This window comes from Streptomyces sp. NPDC127129 (assembly GCF_042671585.1).
Lineage (GTDB): Bacteria > Actinomycetota > Actinomycetes > Streptomycetales > Streptomycetaceae > Streptomyces.
Genome location: NZ_JBHXTV010000001.1, coordinates 531,699 through 554,417 on the forward strand (window position 1 = coordinate 531,699; position 22,719 = coordinate 554,417).

General features: G+C 73.0%; 17 protein-coding genes and 1 pseudogene. 3 read left to right on the forward strand and 15 right to left on the reverse strand.

Features of this window, described 5'->3' with window-relative positions; genetic code table 11:
* Positions 1 to 94 precede the first annotated feature (94 nt).
* Entirely contained in the window at positions 95 to 844 is a 750-nt protein-coding gene (locus tag ACFVGW_RS02300; protein WP_383219892.1) for a GntR family transcriptional regulator, read from the forward strand.
* A gap of 77 nt (positions 845 to 921) precedes the next feature.
* Entirely contained in the window at positions 922 to 2,034 is a 1,113-nt protein-coding gene (locus ACFVGW_RS02305) for an adenosine deaminase (RefSeq protein WP_383219890.1), read from the forward strand.
* Positions 2,035 to 2,118: 84 nt separating this feature from the next.
* Here ACFVGW_RS02305 and ACFVGW_RS02310 read toward each other — a convergent pair whose 3' ends face one another.
* The 14 genes and pseudogenes from ACFVGW_RS02310 to ACFVGW_RS02375 all read right to left on the reverse strand — a co-directional run bounded on the left by ACFVGW_RS02310 (position 2,119) and on the right by ACFVGW_RS02375 (position 18,739).
* Positions 2,119 to 2,844 carry a GNAT family N-acetyltransferase gene (locus ACFVGW_RS02310; RefSeq protein ID WP_385850384.1) on the reverse strand — a complete coding sequence of 242 codons (726 nt, stop codon included), beginning with the start codon at positions 2,842 to 2,844 and terminating at the stop codon, positions 2,119 to 2,121.
* Positions 2,845 to 3,037: 193 nt separating this feature from the next.
* Positions 3,038 to 3,725: pseudogene (locus tag ACFVGW_RS02315) on the reverse strand (CocE/NonD family hydrolase); the annotation flags it as partial.
* Between the two features lie 11 nt (positions 3,726 to 3,736).
* Positions 3,737 to 4,669 carry an LD-carboxypeptidase gene (locus tag ACFVGW_RS02320; RefSeq protein ID WP_385850385.1) on the reverse strand — a complete coding sequence of 311 codons (933 nt, stop codon included), beginning with the start codon at positions 4,667 to 4,669 and terminating at the stop codon, positions 3,737 to 3,739.
* Positions 4,666 to 6,657 (reverse strand): prolyl oligopeptidase family serine peptidase, encoded by a 1,992-nt coding sequence (locus tag ACFVGW_RS02325; RefSeq protein WP_385850386.1) that lies wholly within the window; start codon positions 6,655 to 6,657, stop codon positions 4,666 to 4,668. The genes ACFVGW_RS02320 and ACFVGW_RS02325 overlap by 4 nt, the downstream gene beginning before the upstream one ends.
* A 51-nt stretch (positions 6,658 to 6,708) precedes the next feature.
* A complete protein-coding gene (locus ACFVGW_RS02330) occupies positions 6,709 to 8,046 on the reverse strand; it encodes a M20/M25/M40 family metallo-hydrolase (protein ID WP_385850387.1) in 1,338 nt (445 codons plus the stop codon).
* Positions 8,039 to 8,872: a M55 family metallopeptidase gene (locus ACFVGW_RS02335; protein ID WP_385850388.1), complete on the reverse strand. Its 834-nt coding sequence runs from the start codon at positions 8,870 to 8,872 to the stop codon at positions 8,039 to 8,041. Before ACFVGW_RS02335 ends, ACFVGW_RS02330 begins: the two co-directional genes overlap by 8 nt.
* A gap of 97 nt (positions 8,873 to 8,969) precedes the next feature.
* Positions 8,970 to 9,656, reverse strand: a complete 687-nt coding sequence (locus ACFVGW_RS02340; RefSeq protein ID WP_383220932.1) for a GntR family transcriptional regulator — start codon at positions 9,654 to 9,656, stop codon at positions 8,970 to 8,972.
* 72 nt (positions 9,657 to 9,728) lie between these two features.
* Entirely contained in the window at positions 9,729 to 11,117 is a 1,389-nt protein-coding gene (locus ACFVGW_RS02345) for an aldehyde dehydrogenase family protein (RefSeq protein ID WP_385850555.1), read from the reverse strand.
* Positions 11,118 to 11,194: 77 nt separating this feature from the next.
* Entirely contained in the window at positions 11,195 to 12,199 is a 1,005-nt protein-coding gene (locus ACFVGW_RS02350) for a proline racemase family protein (RefSeq protein ID WP_385850389.1), read from the reverse strand.
* A gap of 37 nt (positions 12,200 to 12,236) precedes the next feature.
* Positions 12,237 to 13,145, reverse strand: coding sequence for a dihydrodipicolinate synthase family protein (locus ACFVGW_RS02355; protein WP_385850390.1), 909 nt, complete (start codon positions 13,143 to 13,145; stop codon positions 12,237 to 12,239).
* 71 nt (positions 13,146 to 13,216) lie between these two features.
* Positions 13,217 to 14,701 (reverse strand): NAD(P)/FAD-dependent oxidoreductase, encoded by a 1,485-nt coding sequence (locus tag ACFVGW_RS02360; protein ID WP_385850391.1) that lies wholly within the window; start codon positions 14,699 to 14,701, stop codon positions 13,217 to 13,219.
* Entirely contained in the window at positions 14,682 to 14,996 is a 315-nt protein-coding gene (locus ACFVGW_RS02365; protein ID WP_385850392.1) for a (2Fe-2S)-binding protein, read from the reverse strand. Before ACFVGW_RS02365 ends, ACFVGW_RS02360 begins: the two co-directional genes overlap by 20 nt.
* A gap of 38 nt (positions 14,997 to 15,034) precedes the next feature.
* Positions 15,035 to 16,234 (reverse strand): NAD(P)/FAD-dependent oxidoreductase, encoded by a 1,200-nt coding sequence (locus tag ACFVGW_RS02370; protein WP_385850393.1) that lies wholly within the window; start codon positions 16,232 to 16,234, stop codon positions 15,035 to 15,037.
* Between the two features lie 141 nt (positions 16,235 to 16,375).
* Positions 16,376 to 18,739, reverse strand: a complete 2,364-nt coding sequence (locus tag ACFVGW_RS02375; RefSeq protein ID WP_385850394.1) for a collagenase — start codon at positions 18,737 to 18,739, stop codon at positions 16,376 to 16,378.
* Between the two features lie 253 nt (positions 18,740 to 18,992).
* Between ACFVGW_RS02375 and ACFVGW_RS02380 the strand changes: the two genes are divergently transcribed.
* Positions 18,993 to 20,057, forward strand: a complete 1,065-nt coding sequence (locus ACFVGW_RS02380; protein ID WP_383219859.1) for a hypothetical protein — start codon at positions 18,993 to 18,995, stop codon at positions 20,055 to 20,057.
* 65 nt (positions 20,058 to 20,122) lie between these two features.
* Here the strand turns inward: ACFVGW_RS02380 and ACFVGW_RS02385 are convergent, their stop codons facing one another.
* Positions 20,123 to 22,534, reverse strand: coding sequence for an MFS transporter (locus ACFVGW_RS02385; protein WP_385850395.1), 2,412 nt, complete (start codon positions 22,532 to 22,534; stop codon positions 20,123 to 20,125).
* Positions 22,535 to 22,719: the final 185 nt, after the last annotated feature.

Genomic DNA, 22,719 nt, shown 5'->3' on the forward strand with positions numbered 1-22,719 from the left:
ACAGAGTGAGTTCTACGCGCGTAAAACGTCAAGTCCCTTTGACCTGTGATTCCGAATACCGTTCACTTGCCGACAACCGAGCGGAGGAGGGGCAGTGGCAGTCGGCGGACAGCAGCGGCGACCGGTCGTGGTGCTCTACGAACGGATCGCGGACGCCATCCACGACGGCACCTATCCGCCGGGCTCGACCCTCCCCTCCGAGCCGAAGCTCGCCGGCGAGCTGGGCGTCAGCCGGCCCGCCCTGCGCGAGGCCCTGCTGCTGCTCCAGGAGGACGGCCTGCTCTCCGTCCGGCGCGGGGTCGGCCGGACCGTCAACGACCACCCGCCCCGCCGCGGCTTCGAGCACATCCAGCCCCTGGAGGAGCTGATCGGGGCGGGCGCCCCGCTGCGCGTCCGCGCCCTGCTCCGGGCGGTGGAGGAGCCCACCGACTTCACCACCCAGCACCTGCTCGCCCCGGCCAGGGCCGAGCTGCGCTTCTGGGAGTCGCTGCTGGCCGGAGAGGGTGCGGCGGCCGCACTCAGCCAGGAGTGGGCGGCGGCCGACGACGTACTGGAGGCGTCGCATCCGGACTTCGCCGAGGCGCTGCGCACGGCGCCCGCGCCCGAGCGGACCTCGATGCTCGCGGTGCTCGCGGGAGCCTCGCGCGGGATGCCGCTCGCCGCGCACAGCAGCGTGACCGCGACGCTGCTCGGACAGCGCCGCGGCGAGCAGCTCGGCCGGCCGGCCGACACCCCGGCGGTGCTCGTCACCCAGGTGGTACGGGTCGGGGAGACCCCGATCCTGGCGGCCAAACACATGCTCCCCACGGGCGCCCCCGCCCTTCCGGTCCTCCAGTCGAACTAGGCCGCCCCCTGGGCCCGGGCACCACGGCGACCGCCGTCACAGCGGCCCGCCCCCGACGTGGCGTACACTTCCGCGCCATGCACTTGTCTGACAACCCTGCCGCCCCGCTCAGCAGCCCGGTCTCCATACCCGTCGCCGAGTGGATCCGCCGCGCGCCGAAGGCCGTCCTCCACGACCACCTGGACGGCGGCCTGCGCCCCGCCACGATCGTCGAACTGGCCCGGGAGTGCGGCTACACCGCGCTGCCCACCGAGGACCCCGCCGCGCTCGCGGTCTGGTTCCGGGACGCCGCCGACTCCGGCTCGCTGGAGCGGTACCTGGAGACCTTCGCCCACACCTGCGCGGTGATGCAGACCCGCGAGGCGCTGCACCGCATCGCGGCCGAGTGCGCCGAGGACCTGGCGGCGGACGGTGTCGTCTACGCCGAGATCCGCTACGCCCCCGAGCAGCACCTGGCGGCCGGGCTGACCCTCGACGAGGTCGTCGCGGCCGTGAACGACGGCTTCCGGGAGGGCGAGCGCCGCTCCGGCGGCCGGATCACCGTCCGTACGCTCCTCACCGGCATGCGGCACACCGACCGTTCGCTCGAGATCGCGGAGCTCACGGTCGCCCACCGCGAGAACGGCGTCGCGGGCTTCGACATCGCCGGCGGAGAGATCGGCAATCCGCCCGCCCGCCACCTCCCGGCCTTCCAGCACCTGAAGCGGCACAACTGCCACTTCACGATCCACGCCGGCGAGGCCGTGGGCGCGGAGTCGATCCACGAGGCCGTCCAGGTCTGCGGCACGGAGCGGATCGGTCACGGCGTGCGGATCACGGACGACATCGCCGAGGACGGCACGCTCGGCCACCTCGCCGCGTACGTCCGCGACAACCGGATCGCCCTGGAGGTCTGCCCGACCTCCAACCTCCAGACGGGTGCGGCCAAGGACTACGCCTCGCACCCGATCGACGAGCTGCGCCGCCTCGGCTTCCGGATCACGCTCAACACGGACAACCGGCTGGTCTCCGGTACCACCATGAGCGAGGAGTTCCAGCACATGGCGGACACCTTCGGCTACGGCCCGGAGGTCTTCGAGGAGTTCACCGTCGCGGCGCTCGACGCGGCCTTCCTGCCGCTCCCGGAGCGGCGGCGGCTGATCGACGAGGTCGTCCGCCCCGGCTACGCGGCGCTCGCGGCGCGCGCGTAACGCCGCCGGCCACGTGAAGAGCCCCCGTCCGGCCGGACGGGGGCTCTTCTCGCTCGCGGCACCGGCGCTGCGCGCGCCGGCCGCCTAGGCGGGGACCAGAGGCCCTCGGGGCGCCGTGTCGAGGCCCGGCACCGTGCCGAAGCGGGCGGGGTGGCCGAGCCGGATGGCGCGGTCGAGGCGGGCCTCGATGTGGGCCCGCACCACGGGCCACTCCTCGTCCAGGACCGAGTAGAAGGCGGTGCTCCTCACGGCCCCGTCCAGACCGCGCGAATGCGCCCGGCGCACACCTTCGCAGGTGGCGCCGAGCCGCTCGATGGCGGCCCGGGAACGTACGTTCCTGGCGTCCGCGCGCATCGAGATCCGGCGGACCCCCCACGCCTCGAAGGCGTGCCGGAGCATCAGCAGCTTGGCCTCGGTGTTGACGCCGGTGCCCTGGGCCCGGGGCGAGAGCCAGGTGTTGCCGATCTCCGCCGCGTCCGGGACGGAGGTGAGCGGATCACCGTGCGGGACGCCCGGCACCGAGGGCCAGACCAGCGGCCCCTGCCAGTAGTCCAGCTCCAGGAACCGTGTCGATCCCACGATCCGCCCGTCGGCGGTACTGACGACGGCGAAGGGCTGCGCTCGGCCCGCGGCCTGTTCGGCCAGGGCACGTTCGATATAGATCTCTGCCGCGTCCAGATTGTGGGGGACGGGCGTGAACGCGTACGTCGTACGGTCCTCGGAGCCGGCCGCGGCGATCGCGGCGGCGTGCTGTGGTGCGAGGGGTTCCAGCCGTACGGTGCGGCCGGACAGCACAACGGGAAGTGGCACGGGGCCTTCGGTCCTTCTGCGAGGAGGGAGCTGCGCCCCGCACCGACGTCACGGCACGAAGGCGGAGGCACAGTCTCCGTCCCACTGCCCGCAGAGTGGGAAAAGAACAGGTAAAGAACACCCGAAGGTCACGTGAATCCACCCTTCTGGCTGCTACCTCACCTGGCCCTTGACAACGGGCAGCTCCAGGGTGCCGGTGGCCCGTCTCGTAGCGGTGCACGATGCCCGGGAGCTCCACCGTGAAGGGCAGGGTGACGTCCGGTACCCGTACCGGCGCCACGAGCCGGTTGACCAGGGTCTTCCTGCCGTCCGGGGCGATGTCGCAGACCTTGGCGAAGAACACCGGTTTGTCGGCGGCGTCGCCGGAGTCCTGGACGCGTTCGGTCCCGGGCGACCTTGGCGCGGTTGTCGACGGGCTTGCCGTCGCCGGAGAGGTGGAGCTTCCGGCTGAGGGCCGGCACCCGGGCCGCCGTGCCGTAACCGCTCTGCCAGGAGCGGTAGTAGGCGACCTCCGTCCCCGTGTCGACACCCCCTGCGCGCCTTAGGTACCGGTCGAACCAGGCGAGGACGCGCTGCCCGACGTAGCTGGTCTCCAGGTTGCCCTGCCCGAGGTCGAGTTCACCGGGTGCCTGTCCCCCGCTGTGCCCCCACGACTGCCAGATCATCTTGGTCTCGACTCCGCGCGCCCGGAGCCGTTCGTAGGTGTCCTGGGCCTCGTTGAGGTTGAAGAGGCTGTCGGACTGGCCCTGGACGAGGAGCGTCGGGGCCTTGACCCGGTCGAGGTACGAGGCCGGGGTGACGCTCCGGGCGAAGTCCAGCATCTTCCGGGTGTCCGCGTCGCGGTAGCGGCCGGAGTTGAGCAGCCGGACGGTGTCGCAGGCGTCCGAGAGGGTCAGCCGAGCGCCGGTACGTCCAGCGTGAGCGTCCCGGACTCCGCGTCCAGCACGCCGGGCACGCCCAGCGGGAAGGTGAGCGCCGTCTCGCTGTGCCCGAACCCCAGCTCCTCCACCACGGGCACGCCGAGGGCGCCGAGCCGGTCGGCGAGGACCGCACGGACCTCGTCGTAGGGGCCGCACTCCGCCCAGGAGCCCAGGGCGATGCCCGCGACCCCGTCCAGCCATCCGGAGCGGAGCAGTTGGGTGAGGATCCGGTCCAGGCGGTACGGCTCCTCCCCCACGTCCTCCAGGAGCAGCAGCCCGCCACGGGCGGAGGGCCGGGCGTGCGGGGTGCCGAGGTCGGAGGCCAGGAGGCTCACGCAGCCGCCGAGGGTGACGCCGTGGGCCCGGCCGGGGGCCAGCGGGCGTGCGGTGTCCAGGCCGAGGGTCCGCACGGACTCGGGCTCGAACAGGGTGGCGCGCAGGGACTCCTGGGTGCGGGGGTCCTTGAGGAAGGTGGCCGCGGCGGCCATCGGCCCGTGCAGGGTGGCGAGTCCGGCGCGCACGGCGAACGCCTCGTGGAGGGCGGTGACGTCGCTGTAGCCGACGAAGACCTTGGGGCCCGCCGCCCGTATCGCCGTCCAGTCGACCAGGTCCACCATCCGCTGGACGCCGTAGCCCCCGCGGGCGCAGATCACCGCCGAGACGGCGGGATCGCACCAGGCCTCCTGGAGGTCACGGGCCCGGCTCTCGTCCGTACCGGCGAGGTATCCCAACTCCGGGTGGACGTGCAGGACATGGGGTGCGACGACCGGCTCCAGGTCCCAGCCGCGCAGGATGTCCAGGCCCGCGGCGAGCCGCTCCTCCGGGATCGGCCCGCTGGGCGCGACGACGGCGACGCGCGCGCCGGGACGGAGCCGCGGCGGCCGGTTCAGCGGAGTCACGGTCACTTCTTCAGCTCCAGGAGGGGGACGTCGGGACGGGCGATGCCGAAGGTCTGTGCGTACAGGGAGAGTTCGGCCTCCAGGGCCCGGACCATCGTCTCGGCCATGCGGAAGCCGTGGCCCTCGCCCTCGAAGGTGAGGGCCGCGTGCGGGATGCCCCGCCCGGCCATGCGCGCGAGGAACCGCTCGGCCTGGGCCGGCGGGCAGATCACGTCGTCGAGGCCCTGGAGCAGCACGAACGGAGCGGAGATCCGGTCGACGTGGTGGAGCGGCGAGCGCTCGTGGTACCGGGCGGGCACGTCGGCGAGCGGGCCGACGAGCGATTCCAGGTACTGGGACTCGAAGTCGTGGGTCTCGTCGGTGGCCCAGCCCAGGAGGTCGAGGATGGGGTAGATGATCGTGCCGCAGGCGTAGACGTCGGTGGTGACGAGGGAGGCGGCGGTGGTCCAGCCGCCCGCGCTGCCGCCGCGGACGGCGAGCCGGGCGGGGTCGGCGGTGCCCTCGGCGGCGAGAGCCTCGGCGACGGCGGCGCAGTCCTCCACGTCGACGACGCCCCACTGCTCGCGCAGCCGGTCGCGGTACGCGCGTCCGTAGCCGGTGGAGCCGCCGTAGTTGACCTCGGCGACACCGATGCCGCGCGAGGTGAAGTAGGCGATCTCCAGGTCCAGGACGAGTGGCGCGTGGCCGGTCGGTCCGCCGTGGGCCCACACCACGTACGGCGGCAGCTCCTGGCCGGGCGGGGTCCGGTCGGGGCTGTGCGGCGGGTACACATGGGCGTGGATCTCGCGGTTGTCGGGCCCGGTGAAGGTGCGGATCTGGGGCTCGGGGTAGTACGACGGGTCGACCGGGTCGTCGTGGGCGGAGCCGATGACCCGGGCCCGGCCGGTGCGGGTGTCGAGCTCCACCACCTCGTAGGCGCTGCGGGGGCTGGCGGCGACGCCGACGACCCGGTCGCCGTGCACGGCGAGGGTGGCGGCCCATTCGGTCCAGGGGCCGGCGGCGTCGACGAGTTCGCCGCTCTCGGGGTCGAGTATGCCGAGTGCGGTGGCTCCCTTGCCGTGGATGACGGCGACGAGGCCGTTCGCCAGGGGCTGGAACCAGCTGAGCCCGATCTTCCACAGCGGTCCGCCGAACTCCTCGGCGCGGGGGCAGAGCGCGACCGGTTCGCCCCCGGGTTCCGCGCGGTAGAGGTTCCACCAGCCGCTGCGGTCGCTCACGTACAGCAGCTGGCCGTCGGCGGTCCAGCCGGCCTGCGGCACGGACTCGTCCGGTCCGCCGGCGACGGGGCGCGCGTCCCGCAGGGTGCCGTCGGCGGTGATGTCGGCGAGGAGCACCTCCGTTCCGTCCCAGGGCATCCGGGGATGGTCCCAGGCGATCCAGACGGCCTGCCGCTTGTCCGGGGAGAGCCGGGGTCCGGTGACGAACCGGTGCCGTCCGTCGGAGAGTTCGCGGATCGCTCCCCGGTCGTCGGCAGCCGATCCGTCGAGGGGTACGGCGGCGAGGACGCGGCGCACGTCGGTGGGCGCGGGGCCGGTGAACTCCTCGAGGACGCACCAGACCTCGCCGCGTTCGGGGTGGAGCACGGGGTCGGCCCAGCGCAGCCCGCCGCCCACGGCGGAGACGGGCGTGAGGGGGCGGGGGGCCGCTCCGCCTTCCGTACCGGCGTCGGGTTCGCAGGCGTAGAGGCGCTGGTCGGCGAAGTGGCTGAACACCACGAGCGGTCCGCCGTCCTCGCGCGCCAGGCCCGCCCAGGGCTGCCCGCCGTACTCGATCACCCGGCTGCGGACGTTCCAGGGGGCGGGCAGGACCGACTCCTCGGTGCCGTCGGCCCGACGGCGTACGAACGCGCGCCGGCCGCCCTCGGTGGGGCGGGGCGCGGTCCACCACACCTCGTCGCCGACGACGCCGACGTACTCGGGCCGCCCGTCGTGGCGGGCGGCCAGTGGGGCGTCGATCGGGGAGGGCCAGGTGCCGTAGGCGCCCGTGGGGACCATCGCGACTTCCTTTACGCGGACGTGACGTGACTCGCTCGAACCCGACCGAAGCTACGCGGACCTCAGGTAGTGGTCGAGGACTCGGACGCCGAAGTGCAGGGCGTCGACCGGAACCCGTTCGTCGACGCCGTGGAACAGCGCTCCGTAGTCGAGTTCCGGGGGGAGCTTCAGCGGGGAGAAGCCGTATCCGGTGATGCCGAGCCGGGAGAACTGCTTGGCGTCCGTGCCGCCGGACATGGAGAACGGGACGACGTGCCCGGTCGGGTCGAAGTGCTCGACGGCGGCCCGCAGTCGGGCGAAGGTCGGCGAGTCGACCGGAGCCTCCAGGGGGACCTCGCGGTGGTGGAACTCCCACTCCACGTCCGGTCCCGTGAGCCGGTCCATCGTCTCGGCGAACTCCTCCTCGCCGCCCGGCAGCATCCGGCCGTCGACGTAGGCGACGGCCCGGCCGGGGATGACGTTGACCTTGTAACCGGCCTCCAGCATCGTCGGGTTGGCGCTGTTGCGCACGGTCGGTTCGACGAGGGCGGCGGCCGGTCCGAGCTTCTCCAGGAGCTGGTCGACGTCGAATCCGTCGGCGCTCACATCGGTCTCGATGCCGTAGAGGGCGGCGAGTTCGCTCAGCGCGGCCCGTACGGTCGGGGTGAGGCGTACGGGCCAGGTGTGGGCGCCGATGCGGGCGACGGCCGCGGCGAGGCGGGTGACCGCGTTGGCGGTGTTCACCTTGGAGCCGTGGCCCGCGCGCCCCTGGGCGGTGAGCTTGACCCAGGCGGTGCCCCGCTCGCCCGCGGCGATCGGGTAGAGCGTCATGCCGGGGGTCGGGTGGAAGCTGAACGCGCCGGACTCGCTGATGCCTTCCGTGCAGCCCGCGAAGAGCCCGGGGTGTCGCTCGGCGAGGAAGTCCGAGCCGTCCACGGCGCTCGCCTCCTCGTCCGCGGTGTAGGCGAGGACGATGTCCCGGCGCGGCCGGACGCCCTGGCGTGCCCAGGAGCGGACGACGGCGAGGACCATCGCGTCCATGTTCTTCATGTCGACGGCGCCGCGCCCCCAGACCACCCCGTCGCGGACCTCTCCGGAGAAGGGGTGGACGGCCCAGTCGGCGGGCTCGGCCGGGACGACGTCGAGATGGCCGTGGACGAGCAGGGCGTCGGCGGACGGGTCGGTGCCCTCGATACGGGCCACCACGTTGGTACGGCCCGGGGTCCGCTCCAGGAGCGTGGGCTCCAGGCCGATGGCGGCGAGGCGCTCGGCGACGTACTCGGCGGCGGGCCGCTCGCGGCAGTCCCCGCCGCCCCGGTTGGTGGTGTCGATGCGGATCAGCTCGGAGGTGAAGGTCACCACCTCGTCGAGCGCCGCGGCGTCCGGGCCGCCCTGGGCAGGCTCAGCCATACTGCTCCTCCACCGCTGCGGAGACGATCGTGGTGACCGCCTTGAACGTGCGAATGCCCTCGTACATCGCCTCGCTGGTGTAGGCGACCCTCCGCTCGCCGGTCCGGGCCACGCCCGGGACGACGGTGGCGGCGCCCGCCAGATGCTCGGCGTCGAACTCCAGCTCGATGGTGAACGGCCCGCCCGGCTCCGGCTCGTACCGTACGGCGAGGCCTGCCGCGGACTGCGCGGCGGCCCGGATGTCGCTCGCCGTGCGCTTCGGGGTCCGGCACACCGCCGCGTACCGCGAGACGTAGTCCTTGACGGCGACCTTGCGCGCCTCGGGCGCGTAGCCGAGGGCGTCGTCACAGGTCAGGTCGTCGCCCGTGACGAGGACGACGGGCACGCCGTACTCCGCCACCACATGGGCGTTGAGCAGCCCCTCGCTCGCCCGGACGCCGTTCAGCCAGACGCCCGTGACGGAGTTCGCGAGATAGGTGTGGGCGAGGACGCCCTCGGTGCCGGCGCCGGTGTGGTAGCCGACGAAGGCGACGCCGTCGACGTCACCGTGCTGCACGCCCTCGACCATCGACAACGTCTTGTGCCGCCCGGTGATCATCTCGGCGCGCTCGTCGAGCTGTTCGAGCAGCAGGTTCCGCATGCTCCAGTGGGCCTCGTTGATGAGCACCTCGTCGGCGCCCCCGTCGAAGAACCCCAGCACCGCGGCGTTCACATCGGAGGTGAACATGGCCCGGCACCGCTCCCACTGGGGCGTACCCGGCAGCACGTCCGCCGGCCAGGTGACACCGGTGGCGCCTTCCATGTCGGCGCTGATCAGGATCTTCATCGTGCTCCCGGTCTCCTCGACGCAGCCCCACCATAGGCGCGAAGACCCTCGGTGCGAAGGAGGACCGGGCAAGAGCGACCGGGTGCCGGGCCGGGCGTCACCCGGTGGTGTGCGCCGCCCTGTCACTGGTGGCCCACAGGGAGCGGACGTGGCCCAGATGCCTCTTCATGCACCGCTCCGCTCCCCTGGCGTCACCCGCGAGCATCAGGTCGAGCAGCTCCAGGTGCTCCTCGGCCGACGGGATCAGCTCGCCGCGCTCGTCCAGCGCGGTGAGCCCGTACAGCCGGGACCGCTTGCGCAGCTCGCCGACGGTCTCGACGAGGCGTTCGTTGCCGGCGAGCCCGAGGAGCGTGAGGTGGAACCGCCGGTCGGCCTCCAGGTAGCCGATGAGGTCGTGCTCCCTGGCGGCGCGCACGATCTCCTCGGCGACGGGCCGCAGCGCCTCCAGGTCCTCCCGGGCGGCGGTCCGGGTGACCCGTCCGACCACGGGGATCTCGATGAGCGCGCGGATCTCGGTGTACTGGTCGAGGTCGCGCTCGTCCACCTCGGTGACCCGGAACCCCTTGTTGCGGACCGGCTCGACCAGGCCTTCGCGCGCCAGGTCGAGCATGGCCTCACGGACGGGGGTGGCGGAGATCCCGAAGTCCTCCGCAAGGGTCGGCGCGGAGTAGACCACGCCGGGCCGCAGTTCGCCCGAGATCAGCGCCGCCCGCAGGGCATGGGCGACCTGGTCGCGAAGCCGCTCCACGGAGGCGTTGAGGTCGCGGTGGGTCAGGTGCCCCATGGTGGCGGTGGTCCCTTCGTTCGGGTCCGGACCGGGTCCGTTGGTTCGGTTCTGAACCACCACCGTACAATGTCACGTTGTTTCCGCAGGTGACAGGGTGTAGGTGCGACTCGACGTGTAGAAGTCGAGCGCGGCCCCGCCCTGTTCGCGCGCCCCGAGGCTCGACTCCTTGCACCCTCCGAAGGGCAGGTGGAAGTCCACCCCGCTGGAGGGGGCGTTGACCCGGACCATCCCGGTGTCGAGCGCGTCGAGGCCGTGCAGGGCGGTGGTCAGATCGGCGGTGTGGACCGAGGTGACCAGGCCGTACGGCACGGCGTTGGTGATGCGGACGGCCTCGGCCAGGTCGTCGGCGGGCAGCAGGGCGGCTACGGGTCCGAAGACCTCCTCGTGCAGCAAAGGGTGTTCGGGGGCGACCTTCTCGACCAGCGTCGGTGCCGCGTACCAGCCGGGTCCCGCGGAGGGGAACGTGCCGCCGGCGAGCGTGGGCAGCCCCTCCCAGGCCGCGGCGACCCGGTCGCGGGCCCGCCGGTCGACGAGCGGGCCGCAGACGGTCGCCGGGTCGGCGGGGTCGCCGGTCGGAACGGCGCGCAGCGCCTCGGTGAGGGCCTCGCGCAGGGGGCCGAGGGCGGCTCCGACGGCGACGACCCGACCGGTGGCGGTGCACTTCTGTCCCGCGTACCCGGCGATCGCCGCGGCGATGTGGGCGGCGGCCTGTCCGATGTCGGCGTCCGGCAGCACGATCGCCGCGTTCAGACCGCCCATCTCGGCCTGGACCGGGATCCCCCTGGCCATGGCGTACGCGGCGACGGCCCGGCCGACCGAGGTCGAGCCGGTGAAGGAGAGGACGTCGGCGGCCGAGACGAGCGCGTTCCCCTCGGTGGCCCCGCCGGGCAGCACCGTGAACACGCCCTCGGGCAGCTCCTTGCGGACGATCTCGGCCAGGCTCAGTGCGCACGCGGTGGCCTCGGGGGCGGGTTTGAGGACGACGGCGTTGCCGACGGCGAGGGCGGGGGCGGCCTTCCAGCTCGGGATGGCGAAGGGGAAGTTCCACGGGGTGATGAGCCCCGCCACGCCGTGCGGCCGGCGCCGGGTCAGGAGGAGCCCGGGCCCGGCGGCGGGTTCGTGGACGGCCCCGGTCGGCGCGAAAGGTGCCTGGGCGTAGTAGCGCCAGATCGCGACGGTCCGGGCGACCTCGGCCCTGGCCTCGGTCAGCGGCTTGCCCACCTCGCGTACGGCGAGCGCGGCGAGTTCGGGCCCTGCGGCCTCGACGGCCGCCGCGACGGCTCCGAGGGCGGCTGCGCGGGCAGCCGCACCGCCGCGCAGCCAGTCGGCCTGGACGGCGCGGGCGCGTTCGACCGCGTCGGCCACCGCGAAGGCGCCGGGGGCCGGGACGCGCAGGACGACGTCGGCCGGATCGGCCGGGTTGCGGGAGGTGAGGACCGGGGCGTCGGTGAGGCCCATGGGATCGGTGAGCGGGGCGCGGTGGGCGGGTGCCGTGCGGCCGGTGCCGGCGGGTGCGTGGTCGGCGCGGTGGGCGGTCACAGGAGGAAGCCTCCGGGGAACGGGTCGTCCGGGTCCAGGAAGTACTGCGCCGTGCCGGTGATCCAGGCCCGGCCCGTCACGGTCGGTACGACGGCGGGCACCCCGGCGACCTCGGTCTCGGCGACGAGCCTGCCGGTGAAGCTCGTCCCGATGAAGGAGTCGTTGACGAAGTCGCGGTCGAGCGGCAGCTCGCCCCGGGCGTGGAGCTGGGCCATCCGCGCCGATGTGCCGGTTCCGCACGGGGAGCGGTCGAACCAGCCGGGGTGGATCGCCATGGCATGGCGGGAGTGGCGGGCATCGGAGCCGGGAGCCGCGAGATAGACGTGCTTGACCCCTGCGATCTCCCCCTGTTCGGGGTGGACGGGGCGGTCGGGTGAGGCGTTGACCGCCTCCATGACGGCGAGTCCGGCAGCCAGGAGGTCGTCCTTGCGGGCGCGGTCGAAGGGCAGTCCCAGGTCGTCCAGGGTGACGAAGGCGTAGAAGTTGCCGCCGAAGGCGAGGTCGTAGGTGACCGTTCCGTACCCGGGCACGGCCACCTTGCGGTCCAGGCCGACGCAGAACGCGGGCACGTTGGTGAAGGTGGCCGACGTGGCGGCACCGTCCTCGACCTGTACGTCGACGGCGACGAGGCCCGCCGGGGTGTCGAGCCGCACGGTGGTGACCGGCTCGGTGACCGGCACCATGCCGGTCTCGACGAGGACGGTGGCCACGCCGATCGTGCCGTGCCCGCACATCGGCAGCAGGCCGGAGACCTCGATGTAGAGGACGCCGTAGTCGGCGTCGGGCCGGGTGGGCGGCTGGAGGATGGCGCCGCTCATGGCGGCGTGTCCGCGCGGCTCGTACATCAGGAGCGTCCGGAGGTGGTCCAGATGCTCGATGAAGTGCAGCCTGCGCTCGGCCATCGTGGCGCCGGGGATCACTCCGACGCCGCCGGTGATCACACGCGTGGGCATGCCCTCGGTGTGCGAGTCGACGGCGTGGAAGACATGACGGGTCCGCACGGGCTTCCTTTCGCTGGACGGGTGTGGTGGGCCGTGGTCAGTGGTGGCCGTCGGCGACGGCCTTCTCGGTGGCGGTCCGCACGCGGGCCTCCGTCTCGCCCGTGAGCGGCAGGCGCGGCGGGCGCGTGGGGCCGCCGGGGAGGCCGACGATGTCCATGGACAGCTTGATCGCCTGGACGAACTCCGTCCTGGAGTCCCAGCGCAGCAGCGAGTGCAGGGACTTGTAGAGCGGCAGCGCGGTGGCCAGGTCGCCGGCGACCGCGGCGCGGTACAGCTCCGCGCAGGTGGCGGGGAAGGCGTTGGGGTAACCGGCGATCCAGCCGACGGCCCCGGCGACGGCCAGTTCGAGAAGGACGTCATCGGCACCGATCAACAGATCCAGTTCCGGGGCGAGTTCGGCGATCTCGTACGCTCTGCGGACGTCACCGCTGAACTCCTTCACGGCGACGACGGAGCCGTCGTCGTACAGCCGGGCCAGCAGGTCGGGAGTGAGGTCGACCTTGGTGTCGATCGGGTTGTTGTACGCGACCACCGGCACGCCCGCCCCGGCCACGTCGGCGTAGTGGGCCCGCACGGCCGTCTCGTCGGCGCGGTAGGCGTTCGGCGGCAGCAGGAGCACCGATCCGCAGCCCGCCTCGGCCGCCTGCTCCGCCCAGCGCCGGGACTCGGCGCTGCCGTAGGCGGCGACGCCGGGCATCACGCGCGCCCCGTCGCCCGCCGCCTCGACGGCGGTGCGGACCACGCGGGCGCGCTCCCCGTCGGTGAGGGTCTGGTACTCGCCGAGCGAGCCGTTGGGGACGACTCCGTCGCAGCCGTTGTCGATGAGCCGTCGGACGTGCTCGGCATAGGCGTCGTGGTCGACGGAGAGGTCGTCGCGCAGGGGCAGGGTGGTGGCGACCATGATGCCGCGCCAGGGGGTGGTGGCGGTCCAGGAAGTGCCGGTCATGTCGACGAACCTTTCTGTATGGTGTGACATTTTATTGAACGTCCCGAGGCGCCCACAAGGGGCGGACACCCCTAGGACTCCTCGTCGAGCGAGGCCAGCGCCGAGAGCGGGACCGGGACGGCCAACGGGCGCCGTTCGGCAGGAGGTTCGGCGGGGAGCCCGGCCGAGGCCGGGGACTCCGACGTGACGGCGGCGCCGCCGGACGCCGCCAGGCAGGCCACGGCCGTCCCGCACATCCGGCCCTGACACCAGCCCATGCCGGCCCGGGTGAACAGCTTGACAGTCCGCGCGTCACGCGCCCCGAGGCCGGCGACCGCCTCGCGGACACCTCCGGCGGTGACCTCCTCGCAGCGGCACACCTCCGTGTCGTCCGTCATCCACCGCGACCACCCCGGGGCGGGCGCATGGGCGGCGGTCATGACGTCGGCGAAGGCGCGCATCCGGTCCCGTCGGCGGCGCAGTTCACGGACCCTGCCACCGGGAGCGCCGCTCCCCCGCAGCCGCGCCGCCACCGCGAGTCCGGCCAGTTCACCTTCCGTACGGGCCAGTTCCGCACCGCCCACGCCTCCGGACTCGCCCGCCGCCCAGAGGCCGCGCACCGAGGTCTCCTGGAGTCCGTCCAGGGCCAGGGCGAGGGTGGAGTCGGACAGGCGACGGGTGGCGCAGCCGAGCGCCGTGGCCAGTTCGATCTGGGGAACCAGTCCGTGCCCGACGGCCAGCGCGTCGCAGGCGATCAGCCGGCCCGTTCCCGGCACGGGCCGCCAGTCACGGTCGAGACGCGAGACGGTGACGGCCTCCACCCGTTCGGTTCCGTGGACCTCGGTGACGGCGCTGCGCGTCCGGAGCCGTACACCGTGCCGCAGCAGCGCGCCGCCGTGGAGCAGTGCCTCGGCGGCCTTGCCCGGGTTGGCGGCGAGCGCCCGCGGGCTCCGGGCGTACCACAGATACCCGGAGGCCTCCACCACGGCCGGCACCCGCGCCCCGGCCGCCGCCAGCGACGAGGCGACCGCGAGGAGCAGGGGGCCGCTGCCGGCCACCACGACACGCCTGCCGGGAAGCACCAGGCCGGACTTGAGCATGGCCTGCGCTCCCCCGGCCCCCACGACGCCGGGCACGGTCCAGCCGGGGAACGGCAGGTGACGCTCGTACGCTCCGGTGGCGAGCAGTACGGCCCGGGCGCGCACCGTCGTGGGGGTTTCCTCGGTGCCGTCGGATCCGGTGACGGCGTGCACCGTCCAGAGGGCGTCGGGCGCCGCGTCGCTCCTGGTCAGGCTCCACACGTGGTGTCCGGCCAGGTGGGTCACATCACCGTCCGCCAGGCGGCGGTTCAGGTCACGGAACGCGGACCAGTCGTGGTGCAGCGCTTCGGGCCGTACGGCGCCCAGCGCCGGTTCCGGGTGCCGGTAGAACTGCCCGCCGGTCCGCGGCGAGGCGTCCACGAGGGCGACGGTCAGGCCGCGTTCGGACGCGGCGACGGCCCCGGCGATCCCGGCGCAGCCCGCGCCGACGACCGCGAGGTCGTACGCCTCGTCCCGTTCACACCCCGAGGCTGTCATGACCGTGCCCTTCCTGCGTGGTGATCGTGTCGCCGGGCCGGACGGGGACGAGGCAGGCCCGCCGGTTGGGCTGCCCGTTGACCGTGGCGAGGCAGTCGTGGCACTGGCCGATGCCGCAGAACACGCCACGCGGCCGGCCGCTCTTTCTGGTCGTGCGCCAGGCGACGATTCCGGCCGCCCACAGCGCGGCGGCGACGGACTGGCCGGGCAGGGCGGTGAGCGGGCGGCCGTCGAAGGTGAACTCGAACGGCGGACCGGGCTGCGCCCCGACCAGGTCGGTGGGGGTACGGGCCACGGGGCCTCTCCTCTCGTGACGGGCGGACGACGGTGGCTTCAGGAGGACACGGGAGCGAATCGCTCGGGCCTGAACGGCGTGATGTCGAGCGGGGGTTCGCCGCCGGTGAGACAGCGGGCGACGATCTGGCCGGTCACCGGCGCGAGACCGATCCCGGCCCCTTCGTGCCCGCAGGCGTGCAGCAGGCCGGGGACGCGGGGATCCGGGCCGATCGCCGGCAGATGGTCCGGCAGATAGGGGCGGAAGCCCGCGTACGTCCGGATCGCACGGACCCCGGCAAGCACCGGGAAGAGACGGGTGGCCCCGGCCGCGAGGCGCCGCAACACCTCGGTGGAGAGGGTGCGGTCGAAGCCGACGCGCTCCCGGCTGGCACCGATGAGGACCGGACCGGCCGGGGTCCCCTCGACCACCGCCGAGGTCTGCAGGGCCGCCGACCCGCTGGCCACGTCGGCCACGTAGTCGGCCGCATAGACCTTGTGGCGGACCACGCGCGGCAGCGGCTCGGTGACCAGGACGAAGCCTCGGCGGGGCAGGACGGGCAGCTCGACCCCGGCGAGGCGCGCGAGGTCACCACCCCAGGTGCCGGCGGCGTTCACCACGTGCGGGGCGTGGAGTTCGCCGGCCGGCGTACGGATGCCGCGCACCTCGCCCGAGGATCCGGTGAGGACCGCGAGGACCTCCTCGCCGAGCCTGAGCCGAACGGTCCCGCCGGTCCCGCCGGTCTCACCGGCCCCGCCGGTCCCTCCCGTCCCGTCGGCGCGCAGCAGGTGCGCGGCGGCGAGGGCGGGCATGACCTGGGCGTCCTGCGGATAGTGGAAGCCACCCGCGAGGCCGGGTGCCAGATGGGGTTCGAACTCGTGCAGCAGCCCGGCCGGGACCTCCCTGGCGTCGACCCCCGCGTCGGACTGGCCGGCGGCGAACGCGCGGAGGGCGTCCAACCCGCCCTCCCCCGACGCGACGACGAGGCCGCCCTTCGCCTCGTACTCGATTCCCTGCGGCAGCAGTTCGACCAGCTCCTGCCACAACGCCGCCGAGCGAAGGGCGAGTTCGAGTTCGGGTCCGGGCTCCTTGTCGGAGACCAGGAGGTTGCCCTCCCCCGCGCCCGTGGTCCCGCCCGCGACGGGCCCGCGGTCGACGACGGTGACGGTGAGGCCGGCCCGGGCGGCGTAGTGGGCGCAGGCCGCGCCGACGACGCCCGCGCCGACGACGATGACGTCCGAGCTGTTTCTCGTGAGCACGTCAGTAATATTTCACATTGCACATCGTTCGCCAAGACCCCGCGCGAAAACCGGAGAACCGGTTCCCCCCGAGACCGTCTGAGGAAAGCCGCGTGCCCCGGCCCCGCGACGCGCGGGGCCGGGGCACGCGGCTGGGGCGGGTCAGCTGCGCAGCGGGCCCTCACAGCTGTAGCTCGACGTTCCGGCGGCCTTGTTGGACCAGATCTCCACCGGTCCGAAGCTGCAGTTCATGTCGGCCAGGTTGGTGGAGGCCGCACCGGCACGGTCGAGGAGGAAGTAGTCGACCGTCTCGGACATGTCCTTGAAGTTCTGGTCGTCGCTCGACCACTTGGAGAGGTTGGCCGTGATCCGGCCGGTGCACGTGAACCGGCGCTTGCCGGGATCGCCGTTCTCCACACAGTCGGGCGTGTTGTAGGTGGCGGCGGCGAAGGAGGACCTGACGGCGGCGAGCGTGGAGTCGCGCAGCCGGTCGTTGGGCGTGTAGGTGGTGTTCGGGACGTAGAGGTCGTCGACCTTGGCGATCTGCGCGTCGAGGAAGCGGTCGTAGCCGCGCTGGACGTAGCTGTCCGCGCCCGTCCGGTGCCGCCAGGAGTCGTACGCCTGGACGTCGTTGTTGCGCAGGTGCGTGTACATCTCGCGGAGCAGCGAGGGCTTCTCGGTCCAGAGGTACTCGAAGAACGTTCCGGCGTAGCTGTAGAAGCGGAAGCCGTCGCCGTCGTACGTGGCGTTGAGGATCTGTTCCACGTTCATCCTCGGGCCGCCGCCCGCGGTGTCGTTGATGACGCTGCGGACGAGCGACTTGCGGACGGCGATGCCGTTGTCGCGGGTCGCGCCGTCGAAGAACTCGGCCGTCCCCTCGTCCATCGCGGTCGTGCGGTCGCCCTCGTACCAGGGGCCCTCGCCGAAGAAGCCGGGGACGGCGAACCGGCCGTTGAGGTAGTGGACGTACTCGTGCCGGAACAGCTCCTCCAGGGTGAGGGAGGAGTCCTGCGGCACGCGGCGCTGGTACGTGTAGAAGGTGGCGCCCCGCTCGATGTAGATGCCGCCGTTGTTGGTGTCCATGCCGGTCAGGACGGGGTGGTAGTTCTCGTAGTCGGCGCGCGAGGCGTACAGCACGATGTTCAGGGAGGTGTTGGGGTCGCCGGCGAGCGGCTGCTCGGTGCCGAGGACCCGGTGGTACTGCGCCTTGACCTGCTTGCTCGCGTAGTACAACTGGTCGACGGTGGCGCGGTCGAGACCGGTGCGGACCTTGATCGCCCCGTTGTCGTAGGTGTACGTGTAGGGGAAGATCTGCTTCTCGATGTCCTCCTTGCACACGCCGTACGGCTTGCACGCCTCGTAGAAGTTGAGCCAGGAGACGAGCGTGGCCCAGGGCGCGCTGCCGGCACCCCAGGCGTCGCGGACCGGGCCGATCAGGCCGCCGAGGTCGGCGACGACGGCGTCCTTCAGACCTTCGATCTGGCCGAACCGGCCGTACTCGCCGAGCGCGTCACGGGTCACCCAGGCGTTGGCCCCGCCCTTGAGGTGGGTGTACCCGGCGAAGGCCTTGAAGGCGGCGCGGTAGGCGGGGTCGGCGGCCGCGGCCGCGTGGAAGGCGGTGTCCCGGTTGCCCGGGTAGACACCGAGGTAGTTGACGGAGAGGGCGGCGAGCGCGGCGCCCGCCCAGCCGGCGTCCTGGTGGGTGGCCGGGCGGTCGGGGCCCATGGTGGCCAGAACGTTCTTGATCAGGGTGAGCTGGTGGTGGCGCAGTCCCGGGGCGCTGGCGGCGTAGAGGGCCTCGCGCAGGGTGTGGGCGTTGCTCGGGGTGACGTCGAAGGTGCGGGCGGCGCCCGAGAAGTCGGCGACGGCGCGGCGCATGGCGTCGACGGTCGGGGCGTCGGTGACGTCGATCTCGTCGCGTGAGAAGTCGTGGTAGGCGACCGCGTGCAGGTAGGTGAACATCTCCTCCAGGTGGGAGGAGTTCCGGCCGTCGTGGGAGGCGGCCAGGCTGGATATCCGCCGGGAGACGGCCTGCACATGGGCGTCGGACATGACGGGCGTGAGCCGGGCGTCCCAGGTCCAGACGAGACCGCGCAGACAGCCGTCGGCGGTGACGGCCGGGTCGGCGAGGAAGTCGGCGAACGCCTCGGGGGCGAGGCCCGTGATCCCGTCGAGCGTGCAGGGGACGCCGGCCGCGGCGGCGGGGGTGGCGGCCGTGGTCCGGGCGTGCGCGGTGGTGGCGGCCGGGGCACGGCCGGGGACGCGGCCGGTGGCGAGGCCGCCGGGGGCGGGCGCGGCTGCGAAGGTCCGGCGCGGGGCGGCGGCGAGATGCTCGACCTCGTCGAAGGGGTTGGCGCCCTGGCCGGCCTGGGGCGCGGCCGCGCCGAGCGCCCTGGCCGGGGCGGCGGGGGTGGGCGGGGAGTCCGTACCGGCCGCGGAGACGGCGGTCTGGCCGGCGGAGGCCAGGAGGGTGACCGCTATCGCGGAGGCGAGCAGGGACGAGCGCACACGTCTGTGGAGGGACAACAGAACTCCTGCTGTGAGGGGGTGGCTGTGGGGGTGGAGCCCGAACTGTTGTGGTTCGCACGGCATTTGACGGAGCTTCACCATGCCGTGTGCGCTGTAACATAGTAATGTGAAATTGCACTGACAACCCCTCGGGTCGCACGAGTTCGCGGTCCCTCTCCGCCGGGTCCGGGGTGCGAACCGGGTCAAATCTCCCGCGCACGGCCGTATAGGCTTGTCGGACCCCGCCCCCGAGTCGTCAGGAGACCCCGCGTTGACCACCGCGATCGCCGCCGAAGCAGCCCCCGAAGCCGGGACGACGGACTTCGTCGTGCAGGACGTGCCCGACGTCGTGGTCAGGGACGCCCGTGAGTTCGGTGCCTACGCCCGCACCGGCGGCTGGGCGTTCGCGCTGAAGGTGGCACGCAGCGTCAGGCCGGGCGGGCAGGGGGCGGACGAGTCCGGGGTCTCCGGCGCGAAGGTGTCGGCGAAGGCCTTCGCCGAGCTGGCGGAGTGCTCCCCCGAGCGCGTCATGCGGTACTACAAGGCCTGGGACATGGCCGCCGACGACGGCCTCGTCCCGCAGTTCGAGGCGCTGGTCCCGGGCGAGGACATCGAGCTTCCCGAGGCCGACGTCTGGATGTCGTACTACTCCTCCCGTTCCAGCGCCGCCTCCGTGCGCGGTCACGCGATCACCGCCGCGGCCGAGGCCGAGGGCATCCGGCCGACGAAGGCGCTGGAGGTCGCCGAGAACCCCACGGCCCTGCGGGCCGCGATCCTCGCCGACCCCGGTACGGCCGAGGCCGCGCGCGGCGCGCTGCTCGACCGGATGAAGGAGGACACGGCGCTGCAGACCGGGATGGCCCGCGCCATCGTGCGGACCGACGAGCTGAAGAAGGCCGTGGCCGGCGAGGCCAAGACGGCCGACCGGATCGCGTACGTCCGGCAGGTCGCGGAGAAGGGCCGGATCAGGACGCCCGCGGGACAGACGGTCGAGGCGCCGCCCGCACTGCGCGCCGAGGCCGAGCGGCACCTCTCCCTGATCGACGAGCTCGACGACGCCGAGGGCGCGGGCGAGTGGGCCGGCGAGGCGTACGACGCGGTGAAGGAGATGGTCGCCGAGGCCGTCGAGGCGGATCCCGAACTCCGCGTCCAGGAACGCCGTACGAAGTTCTACAACAGCCTCCAGAAGGCGACGAAGGTCTTCGAGGAGCTGACGCTCGACGAGGTTCTGGAGGAGGACGTCGTCGAGGACGACATGCTCCAGCGCCTGGAAGCCCTCCAGACGGCGATCGGCACCTGCATCGACACCCTCCGCAGGGCGACCGCCGCGTCCTGACCCCCGGCACCCGGCAGTGGCACCCGGCGCCCCCTCCGATCGTCTCGGAGGGGGCGCCGTCCTGATCAGTCCTCGTGGCCGAGCTGGAGGTCGCGCTCGGTGCGTCCGCCGCCCGCGACCTGCAGCACGGTCGCGACCGGCGGATAGCCCGCCGCGATCACCGTGTACTCGCCCGAGGACAGGTCCACGAACCGGAAGGTGCCGTCCGGGCCCGTCGTCAGGGTGTCGACGACGTTCCCCGCCGCGTCGAGCAGCGTGACGCGCGCGTCCTCCACCGGCCTTCCGCCACCCGCGCGTACCGTCCCGCGCAGCACCGCGCCGCCCGCCAGCTCGATGTCCTGGCGGGTCTCCCGGGAGGCCTGCACGCTGACCGGCAGGGCGGCGGGCCGAAAGGCGGGGGCGCTGGCGGCCAGCGTGTACTCCCCCGCCACCAGCTCCGTGATGACGTAACCGCCCTCGCGTCCGCTGCGGGTCGAGGCGACCACCTCGCCACGCACGTCGGTGAGGGTGACCGCCGCGTCCCGTACGGGGGTGCCGTCGGCGGTCACGACGGAGCCGGCGAGGCGGCCCGCGCCGCCGAGGACGACGTCGAGCTCCACCGGCCGCTCGCCGACGGTCACGGAGACGGCCTGCGGCTGGTGGCCGCCTGCCGCCGCGATCAGGACGTACGAGCCGGGCCCGGGGACGCTGAGGGCGTACCGCCCGTCCTCGCCGCTGCCGCCGCGGCCGATCTGCTGTCCCTGGACGTCGATGAGTGTCAGGGCCGCGCGCGGGACGCGGCTGCCGTCGTGGTGCTGGACCGTGCCGCAGACCGGGAGTCCCGCGATGTACGCGCCGGAGCCGGCGGGGGCGGCGGTCCGGGCGCGCGGAACGGCGGTGGGGGCCTCGGTGGTGGGGGTGTGGTGGGACACCAGCGGTTGCTCCTTGAGGAAGAAGGCGAGGACGAGGCCGAGCACCAGGACCGGCACGAGGTAGAGGAAGATGCGGGGCATCGCGTCCGCGTACGCCTGGATGTAGGCGTCGCGCAGGGCGGGCGGAAGGGCGTGCACCGCCTGGGGAGTGATCGATTCGGCGGCCGGCAGCGACGCTCCGCCCGTGCGGGGCAGGGAGTCGGCGAGGGCGTCGTCGAGGCGTGAGGCGAACAGGGTGCCGAAGACCGCGGCTCCGACGCTGCCGCCGATCTGGCGGAAGTAGTTGTGCGCACTGGTGGCGGTGCCGAGGTCGGTGGGGCGTACGGAGTTCTGGACGGCGAGGATGAGGACCGGCATGACCAGGCCGATGCCGACGCCCAGGACGGCCTGCCAGACGCTGTGGTGCAGGCGCGGGGTGTCCGTCTCCATCCGGGAGAGCAGCCACATGCCGACGACGGAGACGGCACCGCCGAGCACCGGGTAGATCCGGTAGCGGCCGGTGCGGGTGATCAGCTGGCCCGACACGATCGAGGCGAGGACGATCCCGCCCATCAGCGGCAGCATGAGGAGGCCGGACTCGGTGGCGCTGGCGCCCTCCACCATCTGCAGGAAGGTCGGCAGATAGCTGGCGGCGCCGAAGAGCGCGATGCCGACGACCGCGCCGACGAGGCTGGTGACGGTGAAGACCGAGTCGCGGAACAGCCGCAGGGGGATGAGGGGTTCGGGCGCGAAGTGCTCGACGACGAGGAAGAGCAGGGTCGTTGCCGCCGCTCCGGCGCCGAGGCCGATGATGACCCGCGAGTCCCAGGCGTACTCGGTCCCGCCCCAACTGGTCAGCAGGACCAGACAGGTGGAGGCGGCGGCGAGCAGGACCGAGCCGAGGACGTCGAGCCTGGCCCGGGTCCGCGGCCTGGGAAGCTTGAGCACCGCGGCGACGACGGCGAGGGTGACGAGCCCGAAGGGCACGTTGAAGTAGAAGCACCAGCGCCAGGAGACGTGGTCGGTGAAGAAGCCGCCGAGCAGGGGGCCCGCGACGGAGGCGAGCCCGAAGGCGGCGCCGATGAGTCCCATGTACCGGCCGCGTTCGCGGGCGGGGACGATGTCCGCGATGATCGCCTGGACGCCGATCATCAGCCCGCCCGCGCCGACCCCCTGCACGGCGCGGAAGGCGATCAGTTCGTCCATGGAGCGTGACCAGCCGGCCAGGGCCGAACCGATGACGAAGACCACGATGGCGAAGAGGAAGACGCCCTTGCGGCCGAAGAGGTCGCCGAGCTTGCCGTAGACCGGCAGGCCGATGGTTGCGGTCAGGAGATAGGCGGTGATCGCCCACGACATCCGGTCCAGGCCCTGGAGTTCACCGACGATCTTCGGCAGGGCGGTGGCGACGATCATCTGCTCCAGCGCGGCGAGCAGCAGCGCGAGCATGAGACCGAAGAAGACGAGCCGGACGCGGCGGGGATCGAGGGCGCCGTCCTCGGCCGGGGGCGGCACCGGCACCTGGCCGGAGGGCGGATCGTCGGCGACGTGCGGCACGTCGTCCTTCACCAGCGTGATCGCGTCCACGTGCTGCTCCCCTCGTCACGGCTTCGGCGCCGCGCCATTCTTCGCATTGGGCGCGAAGCGGGAGCAAGTCGGGCGGTATGGGAGGTCAGCCGCGCCCACGGCCGCGAACGGGCCTGCCAGGCGGCGCACTTGGGGCGCTCATCAGCGCGTTTACGGAGAGCCGCGCGACCCCCGGGCGCGCGGGG

Bases quoted from the DNA above. Each gene is read 5' to 3' on its own strand.
- ACFVGW_RS02360 (WP_385850391.1), bottom strand. From the start codon at position 14,701: ATGACAGCCTCGGGGTGTGAACGGGACGAGGCGTACGACCTCGCGGTC.
- ACFVGW_RS02330 (WP_385850387.1), bottom strand. From the start codon at position 8,046: ATGGCTGAGCCTGCCCAGGGCGGCCCGGACGCCGCGGCGCTCGACGAG.
- ACFVGW_RS02325 (WP_385850386.1), bottom strand. From the start codon at position 6,657: ATGGTCCCCACGGGCGCCTACGGCACCTGGCCCTCCCCGATCGACGCC.
- ACFVGW_RS02340 (WP_383220932.1), bottom strand. From the start codon at position 9,656: ATGGGGCACCTGACCCACCGCGACCTCAACGCCTCCGTGGAGCGGCTT.
- ACFVGW_RS02345 (WP_385850555.1), bottom strand. From the start codon at position 11,117: ATGGGCCTCACCGACGCCCCGGTCCTCACCTCCCGCAACCCGGCCGAT.
- ACFVGW_RS02355 (WP_385850390.1), bottom strand. From the start codon at position 13,145: ATGACCGGCACTTCCTGGACCGCCACCACCCCCTGGCGCGGCATCATG.
- ACFVGW_RS02305 (WP_383219890.1), top strand. From the start codon at position 922: ATGCACTTGTCTGACAACCCTGCCGCCCCGCTCAGCAGCCCGGTCTCC.
- ACFVGW_RS02335 (WP_385850388.1), bottom strand. From the start codon at position 8,872: ATGAAGATCCTGATCAGCGCCGACATGGAAGGCGCCACCGGTGTCACC.